Consider the following 17,797-nt stretch of genomic DNA (forward strand, 5'->3'; position numbering starts at 1 on the left):
GATGGCCATTCCTTCCTACGCGACGCGCGGCGAGCGCATCTGGCATTACGTCTTCCTGGGCCTCTGTGCGCTGATCTTCCTGTTCCTGGTGGGGCCGCTGCTGATCATCATCCCGCTGTCGTTCAACGCACAGCCCTACTTCTCCTTCTCGGAGGCGATGCTCAAGCTCGACCCGGCAGGTTATTCGCTGCGCTGGTATGAGGATTTCTTCACCTCCAGCGCCTGGCTCGGCGCGATCAAGAACAGCTTCATCATCGGTATCGCCTCGACGATTCTGGCGACGATCCTGGGAACGATCGCGGCGCTGGGCCTCTCCAACCGGCACATGCCGGCACGCGGAGCGATCATGGCACTGCTGATCTCGCCGATGATCGTGCCGCTGATCATCTCCGCGGCGGCGATGTTCTTCTTCTTCTCGAAGATCAACCTGGCCCAGACCTACCTCGGCGTGATCCTGGCGCATACCGCGCTCGGCATACCGTTCGTCGTCATCACCGTGACGGCCACGCTGTCGAGCTTCGACACCACCCTGATACGGGCGGCACACAGTTTGGGGGCCAATCCCACGCGCACCTTCTTCAAGGTGGTGCTGCCGCTGGTGACGCCGGGTGTCGTGTCGGGGGCCCTGTTCGCCTTCATCACCTCCTTCGACGAGGTGGTGGTGGTACTGTTCGTCTCGGGGCCGGGGCAGCGCACCATGCCGATCCAGATGTGGTCCGGTATCCGCGAGCACATCAGCCCGACGATTCTGGCCGTGGCGACGCTGCTGGTGCTGCTCTCCATGCTGCTGCTGACGACGCTGGAACTGTTGCGGCGACGCAGCGAGCGACTGCGGGGCATCGCGCCGGAGTAGCGAATCGGCGCAGCAACCGATCCCGTCCGCAGGGGCACCGAGAGGTGCCCTTTTTCGTTCTCGGCACGACCGAGCGAAACCCCGGGAGGCGCCTGTGGCAGACCTGCCCATGTGCCAGTTTGTACCACCGGGAAGCGGCCGATGGTGAACCGGGGCGAGGTGCCCGTGGCGTCGTTAACTTGCTGTCATAAAAGAATAAAACAATGTATCTGGGGAAGCTGGCATGGCCCCTGCTGCAGAAGAAACGAGGACGAAGTCAAACAGGGAGAGATCCACATGAGCCATGACAAGCGTGCAAGCAGATCTGCCAGGCGCATGACCGCCTTGGCCTCGGCTGTGGCAGTAGCGCTGGGGACGTTGTCTCTTGCAGGCTGCGGCAACGACGAGGATGAGCTTCCCCCCGTTGAGGAGGAGCGTCCCGCCATGGAGGAGCAAGGTTCACCCATGGAGGATGCGACGTCTGATCCGGGCATCGACCAGACCGGTACGGCTTCTGGCGATGGTGCCGCGGAGCCCGTGACCGGTGTCGAGGAGAGCCCGGAGGGTTCGAATCCGGGGGCTTCCGACGACGTGGCTCCCGAACAGGATCCGCTCCCCGAGGCCGAGCAGGAAACGGCGCCCGATGAGCAGCCCGAGGGTCAGCAGGCCACCATGGATGAGGGGCAGGAAGAGGAGCCCGAGGAAGAGCAGGGCGGCAGCAACTGATCTGGCGCCAGTCGAACACGAGCCCTCACCGAGCCGGTGAGGGCAGGGCAGGAAGCCCATTTCATTCGTCGTGAAGGCGATCTCCAGGAGGTGGAAGCATGATGTCCAAGGAATTTCTGAAGAAGCTAGGCATTCTCGGTGTGACCATGGGACTGACGGCCAGCCCGCTGGCCATGGCGCAGCAGACACAGCAGGACGAATTCCAGACGCAGCAAGGCGCCGAGCAGCCCCCTTATCCGGCCACCGACGAGGCACCGGGACAGGATCCGGCCATGCCGGGTAGCGAGGCAGAACCAGGCATGCAGCAGGATCCGGGCATGCAGCAGGATCCGGGCATGCAGCAGGATCCGGGCATGCAGCAAGACCCGAGCATGCAGCCGGAGCCAGGCATGGAGCAGGATCCGGGCATGCAGCAGGACCCGGGCATGCAGCAGGACCCGGGCATGCAGCAGGACCCGGGCATGCAGCAGGAGCCGGGCATGCAGCAGGAGCCAGGCATGGAGCAGAATCCGGGCATGCAGCAGGATCCGGCCATGCCGGGTAGCGAAGCCGACCCGGCTGCGCCCGGCGTGCAGGATGACCCCGGCTTCGGCGAAGGCGCCGAGGCGGTGCCGGGCGAAGAGCCCGAGTACGAGTACGAGAACGAGGAGGAAGAGTGGGACTATCCGGAGGATGACGAGGAGCACGAGAACCACTGATCCTCAAGGTTACGGCCCCGGCCGAGTGGCTGGGGCCGGAGGAGCAAGACCGACGCAAGGAGGCGTCACCCAAGCATGACGCGGCGCAATCCGCTGGCGGCCCGCCACCCTCCCCCCTTGCACCGTCAGCCGGATTGCATGGCGTGCTTCGCCCCCGAGCTCCCACGGGGGCTTTTTTGTGTCTTGACGGCAATGCATCGAAACGCTGCGGTGCTACTCTTCCTCCAGGCGGCGGTAGAGGGTGCGCCGGGCGATGCCAAGGATATCGGCGGTGCGTCGCTTGTTGCCCCCCGTCGCCTCGAGCACTTTCTGAATGTAGCGCTTCTCGACCTCTTCCAGGCTGGGCCAGCTCTGCTTGCCGCTGGATATCAGCGCTTTTCCCGTCTCGATCTGGCGGGCGGCTCCGCGCTGCTCCTGGCCATGCAGGCGGATGCGCTCCGGCAGGTCGGTATGGCTGAGCAGGCCGTTTTCCGCCAGGGTCACGGCGCGCATGACGGCATTCTCGAGCTCGCGAACGTTGCCAGGATAGGGGTAGTCCAGCAGGGTCTGCAGGGCCAGCGGCTCGATGCGCTCGATGCTCTTGCCCTGGGCGCCGGCGTGCTTGTCGATCATGGCCGAGATCAGTCGCTCGATATCGCCCTGGCGTTCGCGCAGGGGGGGGATTCGCAGCGAGAAGGTCTCCAGGCGGTAGAACAGGTCGCTGCGGAAGTTGCCGCTTTCGATCTCCTGCTCCAGGTCGCGGTGGGTGGCGGCGATGATGCGCACGTCGACCGCCTCCTCTTTTTCGGCGCCCACCGCCTTGATCATCTTCTCCTGCAGCGCCCGCAGCAGCTTGGCCTGCAGGCCGGGCGACATTTCACCGATCTCGTCGAGGAAGAGACTGCCGCCGTTGGCCGCCTGGAACAGGCCCTGGCGCGACTCGTTGGCACCGGTGAAGGCCCCCTTCACATGGCCGAAGAACTCGCTCTCCATCAGTTCCGAGGGAATGCTGGCACAGTTGATGGCCACGAAAGGCGCTTCGGCCCGCGGACTCTCGGCATGGATGGCGCGGGCCAGCAGCTCCTTGCCGGTGCCGCTCTCCCCGAGGATCAGGATGGGCGCATCGCTCTTGGCCAGGCGGGCCGCATCGTGGAAGAGCGATTGCATGGTCTCGCTTTCGCCCACGATGCCGTGGAAATGGCCGCTCGGCTCGTCCTGGGCCAGGCGCTCGGCCAGGCGCTGGTTCTCCAGGACCCGAAAGATCGCCTCCCCCACGCTCTCCAGGTCCAGCGGCTTGGTGAGGAAGTCATCGGCACCGATCTTGAGTGCCTCGACGGCCTGGTCGATGGTGCCGAAGGCGGTAATGACGATGAATCCCACGCGGCTGCCCTCATGGCGCAACTGCTCGAGCAGCTGCATGCCGCTCATGCCGGGAAGGCGCACGTCGCTGATGACCAGGGCCACTTCGCTGTGGCTCAGGGTGACGACGGCTTCCTCGGCGCTGCCGACGCCCAGCGTCCGGTAACCGGCCTCCTGGAGTTCCTCCTCCAGGAGCTCGAGAATGGCAGCATCATCCTCGACGATCAGTATCGGAAGGTCGGTATGGCTGTGGCTCCCAGTCACGTGCTGTTCCTCCTTCATCGGTATCGTTCAGTGGCAGTCCGATCTCGAAGCCGGCTCCCCCCAGTTCGCTGTCGAACACCCCGACGGTACCGCCGTGGTCGTTGATGATTCGGTGCACCATGGAAAGCCCGAGGCCGCTACCCTGGCCTACGGGCTTGGTGGTGAAAAATGGATCGAAGACCTTCGATTTGTCCTTGTCGGCGATGCCGGCGCCATCGTCTTCCACCCACAGCGTCAGCCAGCCCTCCTTCTCCCGCGAGACGATGCGAACCCGGCTGACTTCCTTGGCCTGGGCGGCATTGCGCAACAGGTTGGTCAAGACCTGGATCAGTTGCTGGCCGTTTGCCAGCAGCGGAGAAGAAGACGGGACAAGGTCGAGCTCGAGCCGAATGTCACTTCGCTCGAAGTCCTCCTCGACCAGCTCGCGCGCCGTCGCCAGGAGTTCGGTCAGGTCCAGCGGCTCCTTCTCGACGTTGTGACGGCGGCCGAGCTCCATCAGCTGGCGTACGATCTCGACGATGCGCTCCACCTCGCAGCGAATGCGCCCGAGCTTGGCCCGGTCCGCCTCGTCGAGCGTGTCGCGTCGGGCCAGGCGCTGGGCCTGGCCATTGATCACCGTGAGCGGCGCGCCGATCTCGTGCGCCACCCCGGCCGCCAGCACGCCCAGCTCGGCGAGCTTCTTCGACTTGCGCAGGCGTTTCTCGAGCTCGATCTCCTTGCGGCGGCGCGCCTCGATGTCGGCATCCTTTTCGGCCATGGCGTCCAGCATGCCGTTGAGCGCCACGGCGAGCCGCTCGTACTCCTGCGGGCCCTCGGCTTCGGCACGCTGGCCGCGGTCCCCGGCCTCGACGCGCTGCATCACCGCAAGCAGGCGCTCCAGCGGCCGCTCGATATGGCGGCGAAACCCCCACCAGATGCCCAGCACGATACCGGCCGCACCGATGACGAAGGCCAGCAGCGCCAGCTGGCTGAGAAACCCGGTGTAGTTCTCGATGCCGGTATTGAGCCGGTTGACCTGAAGCACGCCCTGCACCTCGCCGGTGGCGGACACCAGCGGCTTCAGCGCCGAGTAGTAGTGCCAGCCTTCGTGTTCGCGGTAGGCGGCCCGCATCTCACCCTCCTCGGCCACCTCGCGTATGGTCTCGGGGCTGAACAGCGCCTGGCCCAGCCCCAGGCCGTAGATCTCCCGGCCACTGGCGTCGAACACGTAGGCACCATAGATGCGGTGAAACGAAAAGGCGGAGTAGAGCGACTCCTCGAGCGGTTCGGTGGCGTTGCGCGTCAACGCCTGGCTCAGGGTGGTGCCGATCACGTTGGTGATGACCTGAACCTCCCGTTCCAGGCGGTTGCGCACGTTGTCCTCGAGCGACTTGATGGCCACCAGACTGAAGATCAGCAGGGCGAGAAAGAGCGGTGCGATGACGGTCAGGAGTATGAGGTTGCGTAGGCGCATGGCAGCTCGCGAACGGTGGTCGGCGAATGCGGCAGTGCCGGTGCTCAAGCCCGGCGCCGCGATTGAGTTCAATCCACCGGCCTCAGCCGGTAGAGACTGCCCTGTGGATCGTCGTCGATCAGGTAGATGGCGCCATCGTGCCCCTGGTGGACATCGCGGATGCGCCCGATCTGCCCGTCGAGTATCAACTCCGTGTGGCTGACCCGTTCGTTCTCCAGCACCAGGCGGTAGAGTTGCTCGCTGTGCAGCCCGCCGGCCAGCAGGTTGCCTCGCCATGCCTCGAACATCTCCGAGGTGACCTCGGCCAGGCCGGAGGGGGCGAAGCGATCGGCGAAGACGTGCACGGGATCGCGCATGCCGGGCAGGGAGTCCTCGCCGACGGGGCGTCGGGAGACGTAAGTCTTGCCCAGGCTCACCTCGGGCCAGCCGTAGTTCTCGCCGCCCTGCAGCAGGTTCAGTTCGTCGCCGCCCAGCGGGCCATGCTCGGTGGCCCAGGCCTCGCCCGACTGGGTGACCACCAGGCCCTGGGGGTTGCGATTGCCGAAAGTGAAGATCTCGTCGAGGGTCTCGTCGTCATCGACGAAGGGGTTGTCGTCGGGAACCCTACCGGTTTCGGTCAGGCGCAGCACGCTGCCGGCATGGTCGCTTCGATCCTGAGCCCGCGATGGGCTGCCGCGCTCGCCGACGGACATCAGCAGGGTGCCGTCGGGCAGCCAGGCGAGCCGGGAGCCGTAGTGGCGGCCGGGGTCGGCAGGGCGGCCCTGTTCAAACAGCAGTTCGACGTCGCTCAGCGCGGTATCGTCGAGCCGTGCCCGGCTCAGGGCGGTGACGGTGCCGTCGTCGCCGGGCTTGCTCCAGGTGAAGTAGAGCCAGTCGTGCTCGCCGTCGCCGTAGCGGGGGTGCAGCGCCAGGTCGAGCAGCCCGCCCTGGGTGCGGGCGCTGACCTCGGGCAGGCCATCCAGATGAGCAATGCTGCCGTCCTCCTCGACCCGTGCCAGGCGCCCCGGGCGCTCGCTGATCAAAAAGCGGCCATCGGGCAGCATTATCACCGCCCAGGGATGCTCGAACCCGGTGGCGATACGTTCGAGGCGCAGCTCGAGCTGCTCGGTCGCGATGCTGTCGGCGACGACCTCGACGGCCTGGGCCGAACCGCAGCCGGCGACGAGGCCGGCCAGCAGTGGAACCGCCAGCCGTCTGCTTGCTTCATGCATGATTCTCTCCCTTGCATTTCGCTACCGCCCCGATAGATAGAGACCCTGGGGCGGCCTGGGTGTTCCCATCACCCGCGTGGTGCCGTTGGCTAGCCTACATCAGGATCGCCAGCAGGATCGGCAGGTAGAGCAGGGCCAGCAGCGTCGAGCAGAACACCAGGCTGGCCACGTATTCCGGTTCACGCTTGGCACGCTGGGCGAACAGGTAGTTGAACACGGCCACCGGCATGCTCATCTGCAGCACCAGGATGCTGAGTGCCAGCGGCGACAGGCCCAGCAGCGTGCCGATGCCCCAGGCCAGCAGCGCCGCGACCGGGATGCGCAGCAGGCTGAAGCCGATCCCAGAGCGGAGGTTCTTGACCTTGATGCTGGCCAGCGACACGCCCAGCGTGATCAGCATCAGCGGCACGGTGAAGCCCGAGATCAGCCCCACGCTGTTGGCCAGCCAGCGCGGCAGCTCGGTGTCGCTCAGCAACAGGGCCAACGCTATCAGGATAGCGTAAACCGTGGGTGTCCTGACCAGGGTTCTCAGCGGGTTGCCGGTGCTGGCGATCACGGCCCCGATGGTGAACTGGAACAGCGAGACCGTGACCATCACCGTGATGCCGAAGGCAAAGCCGGCGCTGCCGAAAGCGTAGAGCACCACCGGCAGCCCCATGTTGCCCGTGTTGGGGTACATCATCGGTGCCAGCAGCACCCGCCAGTCGCGGCGCAGCAGGCGTGCCATGGCGAAGGTGGCCAGGCCCATGCAGACCATTACCAGGGCGGTGGCGAGCATGGTGCGCCCGAAACTGCCGGCGTCGATCTCGGCGCCGGTGAGCGAGGCGATCACCAGCGCCGGGGTGCCGATGTTGAACACCAGGCGCGTGACGAAATCCACGGGGTAGGGCTGGCCCAGGCGAATCCAGGTGAAGCCCAGGCCGGCACCGGCCAGCACGGGAGCCATCACGGCAAAAAGGTCGGCGAGCATCGGGCGTCCAGGGTAGTGAGCAAGCGAAACATTGTCGTGAAGAGTGGCGGTTCGTTGCAAGCGCCGCAGGGAGAGCGTGCTGCCCAGGCAAGGCTGGGGCACGCGAGCCGGTTTCACCTTGGTGTCGGTGGCCTTCTCCCGGTAAGCTGCGACTCTTGTTCGCAAGGAATTCTCAAATGCCAGCCAATGCTTCCGCCAACAGCTTCCAGGCCTTGGTGCGCCTGCTGCGCTATGCGCGCGGCTACCGGCGCCGCATCGTCGCCGCCACCATCTGTTCGGTCATCAACAAGATCTTCGACATCGCCCCCGAGATCCTCATCGGCGTAGCCATCGACGTGGTGGTCAACCAGGAGCGCAGCTTCGTCGCGCGGGTCGGCTTCGAGACGGCCCAGCAGCAGATCGTGGTGCTCGCCGTGCTCACCTTCTTCATCTGGGCCGGCGAATCGATCTTCGAGTACCTCTACAAGATCCTGTGGCGCAATCTGGCCCAGCGGCTTCAGGCCGACATGCGCCTGGACACCTACGAGCACGCCCAGCGCCTCGACATGGCCTACTTCGAGTCGAAGAGTTCGGGGCAACTGGTGGCGACCATGAACGACGACGTCAACCAGCTCGAGCGTTTCCTCGACGGCGGCGCCAATTCGCTGATCCAGGTCGGCGTCACCGTGGTGGCGGTAGGGGCGGTGTTCTTCGTCATCTCGCCGCTGATCGCGCTGCTCGCCTTCACGCCGATCCCGCTGATCATCTGGGGCGCCTTCTTCTTCCAGCGCAAGGCCGGCCCGCTCTACGCGGAGGTGCGCGAGAAGGTTGGCGACCTGGCCAGCCGGCTCTCCAACAACCTCTCCGGCATTGCCACCATCAAGAGCTTCACCAGCGAGGCGCGCGAGGCCGAGCGACTGCGCCAGGTCAGCGAGGCCTATGTCGAGGCCAACCGCCGCGCCATCCAGGTCAGCTCCGCCTTCATCCCGGTGATCCGCATGGCGATCCTGGCCGGTTTCCTCGCCACCTTCACCGTGGGCGGCATGATGGCACTGCGCGGCGATCTCAACGTTGGCGCCTACGGCGTGCTGGTGTTCCTCACCCAGCGCCTGCTGTGGCCGCTGACGGGGCTCGCCGAGGTGATCGACCTGTTCGAGCGCGCCATGGCCAGCACCCGGCGCATCCTCGACCTGCTGGCGGTGCCGATCACGGTGAAGGACAACGAAGGCCAGTCGCTGGCCGAGCCGGTGCGCGGCGAGGTGAGCTTCGAAGCGGTGAGCTTCCGCTATGACGCCAGCGGCGTGGGCGTGGACGGCGTCAGCCTGCACGTGCCTGCCGGCAACACCCTGGCGCTGGTGGGCGCCACCGGTTCCGGCAAGTCGACCCTGATGAAGCTGCTGCTGCGCTTCTACGATCCCGCCGCCGGCCGGGTCTGCATCGACGGCCAGCCGATCGGCGAGGTGAGCCTGGCCTCGCTGCGCCAGGCCATCGGCCTGGTCAGCCAGGACGTCTACCTGTTCGAGGGCTCGATTCGCGACAACATCGCCTATGGGCGACCGGAGGCCGACGAGGCAGCGATAGTGGAAGCCGCGAGGACGGCGGAAGCGTGGTCGTTTATCCAGGCCCTGCCCCAGGGGCTCGATACCGCCGTGGGCGAGCGCGGCGTGCGCCTCTCCGGAGGACAGCGCCAGCGGCTCTCGCTGGCGCGCGCCCTGCTCAAGGACCCGCCGATCCTCGTGCTCGACGAGGCCACCAGCGCGGTGGACAACGAGACCGAGGCGGCCATCCAGCGCTCGCTGGCCAAGATCGGACATGGCCGCACGGTGATCATGATCGCCCACCGCCTCTCGACCATCGTGCATGCCGACGAGATCGTGGTGATCGACGGTGGGCGGGTCGTGGAGCAGGGCACCCATGCCGGGCTGCTGGCACGGGACGGGCGCTACGCCGCCCAGTGGCGGGTGCAGACCGGCGCGCTGGAGGCGAGCGAGGCGCTCGGCTGAACCCCCTCGACCAGGCCGACGGTGGCGGCTTCGCCTGCCACCGTCATGTCGCTAGATGAACAGGGATACCCAGATCACCGTCACCACCACCAGCAGGCCCGCCAGCACGCGATAGTTCTGCCACCACGGCTTGCCGGCGAGGTCTCGGGACTCCTCGCGCCAGGCCGCCCGCGACCAGACGCAATCCTTGAGCTCCTCCTCCTTTGGTGCTTCGGTGCTCAGCGTGACGCCGACGAAGATCGACACGCAGAGCAGCAGCATGAGGCCGGTGCCGTAGAGGAACTGCAGCCGGTAGAGTTCGAAGATCTCGCCGGCCAGGAAACCGACCATGCCGATCGGCGCGCCGATGACCAGGGTCCAGAACCCCGCTGCCGCGGTGGCCCGCCGCCAGAACAGTCCGCCGAGAAAGATCACCACGGCCGGCATCGTGACGTAGCCCAGGAACGACTGGAAGTACTCGACGATGCCCTCGAAGGTGAGGATCACCGGCGCCCATAGCCCCGCAAGCACCATGAACACGCCGACCATGGCGCGGCTGATCAGCAGCAATTGCTTCGCGCTGCGCTCCTTCTTGCGTGTCCTGATGAAATCGTTCACCACCAGCGAAGACGCCCCGTTGAGCACCGAGTCGAGCGTCGACATGAGCGCCGCGACCAGCGCCGCCAGCACCAGGCCGCGTAGGCCGATAGGCAGGAGATCGAAGGCCAGCGTGGGCCAGATCAGGTCCGCCTCGGCCAGGTCCGGGTAGATGGCGCGGCCCATGGTGCCGGGCAGGATCAGCAGGAACAGCAATGGCAACTGGAGAAAACCCGCCAGCAGTGCCCCCCAGCGGCCGTGGTCGACACTCTTGGCGGAGAGCACCTTCTGCATCACGATGTGGTTGGTCGTCCAGTAGTAGAAGCCCAACCACAGCACCCCGGTGAAAATCCCCGGCCAGGGCAGGAAGTCGTCGTCGGCCGGCTTGATCACGCTGAAACCGTCCTCCGGCGCTGCGTCCTGCACGGCGCTCCAGGAGCCCAGCTCGCGAAAGACCATGAAGAAGATGACGCCACCCGCGACGTAGAGCAGCACGCACTGGATGGTGTCGGTGATGATGACCGCCCGCAGCCCACCGAGAATCACATAGCCGCCGCCGAGCAGCGCCATGGCGCCAATCAGCACGCCCAGCGGCACGTCGGGGAACAGTAACTGCAGGGTGATGCCGCCGGCAAACAGCGCGCCGGCGCTGTCGATCAGGATGGCGGTGAAGATCGAGAACAGCGAAAAGGCATAGCGCGAGCGCTGGTCGTAGCGGCGGGCTAGGAACTCCGGCATGGTGCTGACACGCGAGCGCAGGTAGAACGGCAGGATGAAGAGCACGAAGAACACCAGTACCAGGGTGGCCATCCACTCGTAGTTCCACACCGCGATGCCATCGTGATAGCCCGCGCCTGCCAGGCCGATGTAGGAGGTGCCAGAGAGGTTGGCGGAAACCAGGCTGAGCCCGACCAGGGGCCAGAGGGTGCCGCGGCCGGCAAGGAAGTAGCTCTCCGAATCCTGCTGCTTGCGTCCCGCCCAGAAACCGATGCCGAGGATCATGGCCACGTACAGGCCGACGATCAGCAGATCGATAGTCGCCAGTTCGAACTCGGGCACGGCTCCCTCCTCAGCCCTTGGGTCATCCATGAAGTGGCTGCGTAGGCTGCCTCGAGCCAAGGTAAATGCCTTCGCAGCCTGCCCCTCAAACCGTAGTCCAGCGGTTGCCGGGCAGCAACGAACGCTACACAGAGCGCTGCGCGAGAAGGGCGACCGCTAGCCCCGGAAGGCGTTGGCCCTGCAATCATCGATGACCGTCGTAGCCTTTGAACCAGCAGCGGAGAAGAAGCCTGCTGCAGCGTTTTCTTCCAGATGGAGGTAGTGAGGGTCGAACTCGCCGGCTTCCTTCAACCTCTCCAGATCAGGGACGGCGAGGTGCATTCTGCTGGTCTGGATCAGGCCATTTTCTCGAAGCGCCTTGAGGGCCCGGCTCATGTGGACCGCGCTGATGCCTGTTGCATCCGCCAAGTTGGCTTGCGTAATCGGAAAATGGAAGGTGCCGTTCTCGACGAGCCCCACTGCCTGCAGGCGCACCAGAAACTCGCAGAGGAGATGTGCAATCCGAGTGTAGGCGTCGCGGCGTCCGATATTGACGACCCACTCCCGCAAGATCGAGGCGTCCACCAGCGTTTCGCGCCAAAAGGCGGCGGAAATTCGCGGGAAGCGCTCGCATATATGGCGAAGGTCTTCGAGCTGAAAGAACCCGATCGTGCAAGGAGTTATCGAGACGATACTGCAGTCAATACGTTTCAGATAAAGGTTTTGCAAATCTGGTATGTCACCGGGAATGTGCAAAGCCATGATTTGTCGATCGCCAACCGTGGTCAGCTTGTAACTGCTGGCGAAGCCCTTCAGAACCAGGAAGGAGTGAAGCGGGCAGTCACCGATACGCACTATGTCCTGGTTGGACTCAAACACCATGGTGTGTACTGGCAAGTCGCGTATTGCCTGCGTCTCTTCTTCGCTCAAGGAGAAAACGCTTTCCCATTTCCGGATCAGCAAAAGGCTGAGATAAGAAGGGCTTACATCCATGCTTGTGCTCCATACCTATGCAGGAATGAAGCAAGTCAATGCGACAGTGTCTCTGCTTGTTTTTTGATCCTAATTTTACCTTATCATACTCGCCTTCCAGATACATGACAGGAAGTTTTTCACTATTGCAGCCCAACACAGCCTAGCACCCTTGGCATTTGTCTTCCTTAACAAGGCGCTGTCGACGGAAAAAGGGCAAAGGCTAGGGCGGAGGCAAGCCGCCGAGAGATAATCACATGGACTGCGGTATGCCCGAACCAGGAGACCAGGACATCATGAGTCGCCTGTCTTGACCAGCAGGGCATCGAGGCTGACCGGCACCTCGTCGCCGATCTGCTCGTAACCGAGCAGCAGCAGCACCGAGCGCAGGGTGGGGTCGGCCATCAGCGCCTGCCCGTCCAGCGCCACCCGCTCGGCGTTGGTGACCTGCACTTGGTCGCGTCCGGTCTTGGTGAAACGTACCGGCAGCGACTCCTCGCGCACGGCATTGCCCGAACGCACCGTCATCGTCAGTTCCTCCACCAGGGAATCGCCCACCTCCAACCGATCCAGCCGTCCGGGCGGGAACTGCGTGGTCAGCGTGGCCATGGGGCGCTCGGTGATGCCGGCAAGCCACGGCGGCAACGGGCCGAGACGCTCCACCACGTCGCTCTGGTTGAGCCGCAGCGGCAGCTGCAGGGTGCCATCGGTATCCGCGCTGCCGGAGAGTCGGCGCACCTCGTGTTGGCGCGGCACGGGGCCATCGGGGCCGATCTGCATCACCGTGGCGGAGACCCGCGAGCGCTCGGGATCCAGCTCCCAGGCCGCCAGCGGCAGGGCGAACAGCAGGGCGGAGGCGCCCAGGGCCATCAGTGGGAAGGAGGAAAAAAGGCGTTTCATCAGCGGGCGTCTCCTGGAGCGGAAGGCTCCCCCAGAAGACACGCCAAACGCCGAGAAGTGCCCGAAGCGCCGGTATGGAAAAAGCCCTTCCCGGGGCTCTGGCCTCGCCCAGCCGCATTCGCTATCATACGGCGGCGCAATGCAGGGCCTATAGCTCAGTTGGTTAGAGCAGGGGACTCATAATCCCTTGGTCGCTGGTTCGAGTCCAGCTGGGCCCACCATTACAACAGTGCTTTCCCCAGTTTGAGATGCACTGCCCCTCGCTCCTCCTTGCTGGGTTTGATGGCCGACAACAGTCACCTATCAGGTACCTACGCGGGGACAATCGTGAACACGGAAAGTCATTCTCAACTCGCAGCCTTCATCTGGTCTGTGGCGGACCTGCTACGCGGCGATTTCAAGCAGTCTCAGTACGGCCGCATCATCCTGCCCTTCACCCTGCTACGGCGCCTGGAGTGCGTGCTGGAGCCCACCAAGGCCGAGGTACTGGACGCCGCGCGGGAGCACCAGACCAAGCCCGACGCCGTACGCGAGAAGCTGCTGCTGCGCGCTGCCGCTCAGCCCTTCTTCAACGCCTCGTCGCTGACCCTGGGCAAGCTCTCCGACACCCAGACCGGCGATGACTTGATGAGCTACGTGCAGTCATTCAGCCAGCACGCCCGAGAGATCTTCGAGCACTTCGAGTTCGAGAGCTTCGTTCAGCAGCTCAATGCCAACAACCTGCTCTACCAAGTGGTGCAGCGCTTCGCCTCCATCGACCTGAGTCCCCAGCGGCTCTCCAACTTCGGTATGGGCCTGGTGTTCGAGGAGCTGATCCGCAAGTTCGCCGAGAGCTCCAACGAGACGGCGGGGGAGCACTTCACACCGCGCGACATCGTCCACCTGACCACGTCGCTCGTGCTCACCGGCCAGGAGGAGAAGCTGCGCCCCCATGGCATCGTCACCGTCTACGACCCCACTGCGGGCACTGGCGGCTTCCTCTCCGAGAGCGACGAGTACATCCAGCAGATCAGCCGCGACGTCACCGTCTCGCTGCACGGCCAGGAGCTCAACCCCGAGTCCTATGCCATCTGCAAGGCCGACATGCTGATCAAAGGCCAGGCGGTGGAACAGATTAAGCTCGGTAACACCCTCTCCGACGACCAGTTGGCTGGCGAGTGCTTCGACTTCATGCTCTCCAACCCGCCCTTCGGCGTTGAGTGGAAGAAGGTCCAGACGCCGATCACCAATGAGCACAAGCAGAAGGGCTACGACGGCCGCTTCGGCCCCGGCCTGCCGCGGGTCTCCGACGGTTCGCTGCTGTTCCTTATGCACTTGGTGAGCAAGATGCGCTCCCGCCAGGAGGGCGGCTCGCGCATCGGCATCATTCTTAACGGCTCGCCGCTGTTCACCGGTGGCGCCGGCAGCGGCGAGTCCGAGATCCGCCGCTACCTGTTGCAGCACGACCTGGTGGAGGCCATCGTCGGCCTGCCCACCGACATGTTCTACAACACCGGCATCGCCACCTATGTGTGGATCCTCTCCAACCACAAGCCCGTCGAGCGTCGCGGCCAGGTGCAGCTGATCAATGCCGCCGGCAGGGCCAGCAAGATGCGCAAGTCGCTGGGCAGCAAGCGCCAGTTCATCGCCGACCGCGACATCGAGGAGATCGTGCGTCTCTACGGCGCCTGCCAGGAGAGCGAGGAGAGCAAGCTCTTCCCGGTGGAGGCCTTCGGCTACCGGCGCATCACCGTGGAGCGCCCGCTGCGTCTCAACTTCCAGGCTAGCCTCGAGCGCCTGGCCAAGCTCGACGACGAGAAGCCGATCCAGAAGCTCGCGGAGGGCGAGCGCGAGGCGATCAAGGCCGCCTGCGCCAGCCTGGACCCGGAACAGCGCTTCACCAATCGCGACGCCTTTACAAAGGCGCTGAAGGCCGCCCTGAAGGAGGCGGGCCTAAAGGTCGGCGCCCCAGCGCAAAAGGCGATTCTCAACGCCCTCTCCGAGCGCGACCCCGAGGCAGACATCTGCCTCGACAAGAAGGGCAACCCCGAGCCCGACGCCGGCCTGCGCGACAACGAGAACGTGCCGCTGGGTGAATCGGTATTCGACTACTTCGAGCTCGAGGTGAAACCCCACGTCCCCGACGCCTGGATCGACGAGGAGAAGCGCGACCCGCTGGACGGCCGCATCGGCATCGTCGGCTTCGAGATCCCCTTCAACCGGCACTTTTACAAGTTCACCCCTCCGCGCCCGCTGGAGGAGATCGACGCCGACCTCAAGGCCTGCACCGACCGGATCAAGCAGATGATCGAGGGGCTGTCGGCATGACATTCCCTAAGTATTCCGTGTACAAGGACTCCGGTGTTGATTGGCTGGGGGAGGTACCGGCGCATTGGGAGGTCGTAAAACTTAGCTACCTCGCTATATCGAAGGGTGGTGGAACCCCTCCTAAGGACGAACTCCAGTATTGGAATGGAAGCATTCCGTGGGTTACCCCCAAGGATATGAAGCGACAGTGGATTTCCTCGACCATTGATACACTTGCCGAGGCGGCGCTCCACGCTTCTCCGGTCAGCATGGTTGAACCAGGCCACGTTTTGATCGTTTTCAGATCTGGCATATTACGCCACAGAATTCCGGCTGCCATTAATAAAGTGCCAGTGACAGTAAACCAGGATGTTAGGGCGTATAATGTTAGGCCTCGCCTTTCACCTGATTTTTTCTTGAGGCTGATCCAGGGCTTGAATCGCGAACTTCTTCCGGAGTGGTCAAAACAGGGTGCAACGGTAGAAAGCCTGGATTCTGAACTCGTCAACTCAACCCTGCTTCCTGTGCCGCCGCAGGACGAACAAGAAGCCATCACTGCCTTCCTTGACCACGAAACCGCCCGCATCGACGCTTTGGTGGAGCAGCAGCAGCGCCTGATCGAGCTGCTCAAGGAGAAGCGCCAGGCGGTGATCTCCCATGCCGTCACCAAGGGGTTGGACCCCAATGTAGCGATGAAGGATTCTGGGGTGGAGTGGCTGGGCGAAATACCGTCGCATTGGGGTGTTGTGGCTTTACGCCGAGTTCTACAGCGAATTGAACAAGGCTGGAGTCCTGAATGCTTTAGCTTTCCAGCGGATGAAGGCACATGGGGTGTTCTTAAAGCTGGAGCTGTAAATAATGGGGTTTATCGAGAGGGCGAGAATAAAGCTTTGCCAGAAGGAGCTGAGCCAAGGAATAATATTGAGGTTATGCCTGGTGACCTGCTGATGTGTCGAGCCAGTGGCTCGTCTGAACTAATAGGTTCAGCGGCCTATGTGGAATCAACAAGGCCAATGTTAATGCTGTCTGACAAGCTTTTTAGACTTGTAGCAAGTCAAGAAGTGCTCCCCGAGTTTGTTGCTCTTTCTTTTGGCAGTATACCGCTTCGTCGTCAGATCGGACTGTCAATTAACGGGGCTGAGGGACTTGCAAACAACCTCTCTCAAGCTGCAATAAAAAATCTCAAAATTACGCTCCCGCCAATATCGGAACAGCGCCAAATTGTCTCAGAAACAGCAATGGTATTGAATGGTCTGAAGGAGCAGGTGGACTTAGCTGTCGTTACTGTCGAATTGCTGCAAGAGCGCCGCTCCGCCCTGGTTTCTGCGGCCGTTACCGGCAAGATCGACGTGCGTGGCTGGCAGCCACCAGCGGGCTCATCGGTCCCCAAAGCTACACAAACGGAGATGGTATGACCCAAGGACGCAGCATACGGCTTTTCTTGGTGGATGGCACGCCCAACGGCCTGCTTACCGCCGAGATCATGAACTGGACCGGCCACGTGCTCACCGGGCCGCGCAGCAAGCTCAGCGAACTGATCCAGCGCCCCGAGTGCGGCCGCACCGGGATCTACTTCCTGGTCGGTACGGATCCTGATGGTGATTTACGCCCTCTGGTATACATCGGAGAAAGTGATGATGTCGCTACGCGGCTTAAACAACACAATCGACCGGAAGACAAGGGCGGCAAGGATTTCTGGGAGAAGGTGTGCCTCGTCACGAGCAAAGACCTGAACCTGACCAAGGCCCATGTGAAGTACCTAGAAAGCTTACTGATACAGAAAGCTAGTGCCGTGGGGCGTTGTAAGCTAGCTAATGGCACAGCACATGATTATGTGGGATTGCCGGAGTCCGATCGTGCCGATATGGCTTTTTTTATCGAACAGGTTCGTACAGTACTTCCCGTTCTTGGTATGGATTTCCTACGCAGTACTACAAAAATATCCCTAAGCCCTGGGCTTGAGCATAAACTGCACACAGAGCTAGAGACAAGCCAGGGCGGAAGTTCAGTAAGCCCTAGGCTGAAGATGGAAGTGAAAAGGCAAAATATTGTCGCCTTCGCCCAAGAAGTAGATGGTGAATTCATCGTTCTTGAAGGTTCTCTCGCCCGGGGAGAATGGATAGACTTGAAGCATAACTACCGGCATCTCTATAAGCAGCTCTGTGATGAAAAGGTGCTATTGGACGATGGGAACGGATTCAAGAAGTTTACGCATGACTATGCCTTCACCAGTCCGAGTCCAGCAGCGGCCATAGTCGCTGGGCGTGCCGCTAACGGTCGCGTGGACTGGAAGGTTGAGACGACCGGACAAACCTATGCTGATTGGCAAGATCAGCAGGTCAGCGCTGCAGCTGCGTATGCCGGGGAGGCTGAGCAGTAGTGATCGGCAAGACTTGGTAGCGGCCGTCCACCTCTTTATGCTCATGGGTAACAACACCCCCCACGCCTCTCATGGAAGCGCACCTTGGGGGCACTTTTTTCTGGTCAGCGCTGCCGGGTGATCCAGAGGGAGTCGATAGCATGGGAGAGGGCTTCCCTGATGACTGGCGGC

The 17,797-nt window shown here is 63.2% G+C and carries 14 protein-coding genes and 1 tRNA gene; 8 read left to right on the forward strand and 7 right to left on the reverse strand.

The window, feature by feature from the left end; all coding sequences use genetic code 11:
- The first annotated feature begins 1 nt into the window (after position 1).
- The 3 genes from HNO51_RS05010 (at position 2) to HNO51_RS21200 (ending at position 2,256) form a co-directional block, all read left to right on the forward strand.
- Entirely contained in the window at positions 2 to 853 is an 852-nt protein-coding gene (locus HNO51_RS05010) for an ABC transporter permease (RefSeq protein ID WP_197449909.1), read from the forward strand.
- Between the two features lie 276 nt (positions 854 to 1,129).
- On the forward strand, positions 1,130 to 1,558 hold the full coding sequence (locus tag HNO51_RS05015; protein ID WP_197449910.1) for a hypothetical protein: 429 nt from the start codon (positions 1,130 to 1,132) through the stop codon (positions 1,556 to 1,558).
- 98 nt (positions 1,559 to 1,656) lie between these two features.
- Positions 1,657 to 2,256 (forward strand): hypothetical protein, encoded by a 600-nt coding sequence (locus HNO51_RS21200; protein WP_338035275.1) that lies wholly within the window; start codon positions 1,657 to 1,659, stop codon positions 2,254 to 2,256.
- A 213-nt stretch (positions 2,257 to 2,469) separates the two neighbouring features.
- On the opposite strand, the gene HNO51_RS05025 is transcribed toward HNO51_RS21200, so the two are convergent.
- From HNO51_RS05025 to HNO51_RS05040, 4 genes are all read right to left on the reverse strand, one after another.
- Complete coding sequence (locus tag HNO51_RS05025; protein WP_242597208.1) at positions 2,470 to 3,858, reverse strand: sigma-54-dependent transcriptional regulator; 1,389 nt, start codon at positions 3,856 to 3,858, stop codon at positions 2,470 to 2,472.
- A complete protein-coding gene (locus HNO51_RS05030; protein ID WP_209538630.1) occupies positions 3,806 to 5,311 on the reverse strand; it encodes a sensor histidine kinase in 1,506 nt (501 codons plus the stop codon). The genes HNO51_RS05025 and HNO51_RS05030 overlap by 53 nt, the downstream gene beginning before the upstream one ends.
- A gap of 68 nt (positions 5,312 to 5,379) precedes the next feature.
- Positions 5,380 to 6,522: a PQQ-dependent sugar dehydrogenase gene (locus tag HNO51_RS05035; RefSeq protein ID WP_209538631.1), complete on the reverse strand. Its 1,143-nt coding sequence runs from the start codon at positions 6,520 to 6,522 to the stop codon at positions 5,380 to 5,382.
- Between the two features lie 94 nt (positions 6,523 to 6,616).
- Complete coding sequence (locus HNO51_RS05040) at positions 6,617 to 7,492, reverse strand: AEC family transporter (protein WP_197449914.1); 876 nt, start codon at positions 7,490 to 7,492, stop codon at positions 6,617 to 6,619.
- A gap of 176 nt (positions 7,493 to 7,668) precedes the next feature.
- Between HNO51_RS05040 and HNO51_RS05045 the strand changes: the two genes are divergently transcribed.
- Positions 7,669 to 9,474 (forward strand): ABC transporter ATP-binding protein, encoded by a 1,806-nt coding sequence (locus HNO51_RS05045; RefSeq protein ID WP_209538632.1) that lies wholly within the window; start codon positions 7,669 to 7,671, stop codon positions 9,472 to 9,474.
- A gap of 51 nt (positions 9,475 to 9,525) precedes the next feature.
- Here the strand turns inward: HNO51_RS05045 and HNO51_RS05050 are convergent, their stop codons facing one another.
- From HNO51_RS05050 to HNO51_RS05060, 3 genes are all read right to left on the reverse strand, one after another.
- The gene (locus HNO51_RS05050) at positions 9,526 to 11,109 is read right to left on the reverse strand and encodes a sodium:solute symporter family transporter (RefSeq protein WP_209538633.1); all 1,584 of its coding nucleotides are present in this window, start codon (positions 11,107 to 11,109) and stop codon (positions 9,526 to 9,528) included.
- A 156-nt stretch (positions 11,110 to 11,265) separates the two neighbouring features.
- Positions 11,266 to 12,081: a Crp/Fnr family transcriptional regulator gene (locus HNO51_RS05055; RefSeq protein WP_209538634.1), complete on the reverse strand. Its 816-nt coding sequence runs from the start codon at positions 12,079 to 12,081 to the stop codon at positions 11,266 to 11,268.
- 273 nt (positions 12,082 to 12,354) lie between these two features.
- Positions 12,355 to 12,960 carry a hypothetical protein gene (locus HNO51_RS05060; RefSeq protein WP_209538635.1) on the reverse strand — a complete coding sequence of 202 codons (606 nt, stop codon included), beginning with the start codon at positions 12,958 to 12,960 and terminating at the stop codon, positions 12,355 to 12,357.
- 144 nt (positions 12,961 to 13,104) lie between these two features.
- Between HNO51_RS05060 and HNO51_RS05065 the strand changes: the two genes are divergently transcribed.
- The 4 genes from HNO51_RS05065 to HNO51_RS05080 all read left to right on the forward strand — a co-directional run bounded on the left by HNO51_RS05065 (position 13,105) and on the right by HNO51_RS05080 (position 17,626).
- Positions 13,105 to 13,181, forward strand: a tRNA-Ile gene (locus HNO51_RS05065).
- Between the two features lie 106 nt (positions 13,182 to 13,287).
- Positions 13,288 to 15,267, forward strand: a complete 1,980-nt coding sequence (locus tag HNO51_RS05070) for a type I restriction-modification system subunit M (RefSeq protein ID WP_209538636.1) — start codon at positions 13,288 to 13,290, stop codon at positions 15,265 to 15,267.
- Positions 15,264 to 16,661 carry a restriction endonuclease subunit S gene (locus HNO51_RS05075; protein WP_209538637.1) on the forward strand — a complete coding sequence of 466 codons (1,398 nt, stop codon included), beginning with the start codon at positions 15,264 to 15,266 and terminating at the stop codon, positions 16,659 to 16,661. Before HNO51_RS05070 ends, HNO51_RS05075 begins: the two co-directional genes overlap by 4 nt.
- Positions 16,658 to 17,626 (forward strand): GIY-YIG nuclease family protein, encoded by a 969-nt coding sequence (locus HNO51_RS05080; RefSeq protein WP_209538638.1) that lies wholly within the window; start codon positions 16,658 to 16,660, stop codon positions 17,624 to 17,626. Before HNO51_RS05075 ends, HNO51_RS05080 begins: the two co-directional genes overlap by 4 nt.
- Positions 17,627 to 17,797 lie beyond the last annotated feature (171 nt).

This window comes from Billgrantia sulfidoxydans, from assembly GCF_017868775.1.
In the GTDB taxonomy this organism is placed as follows: domain Bacteria; phylum Pseudomonadota; class Gammaproteobacteria; order Pseudomonadales; family Halomonadaceae; genus Halomonas; species Halomonas sulfidoxydans.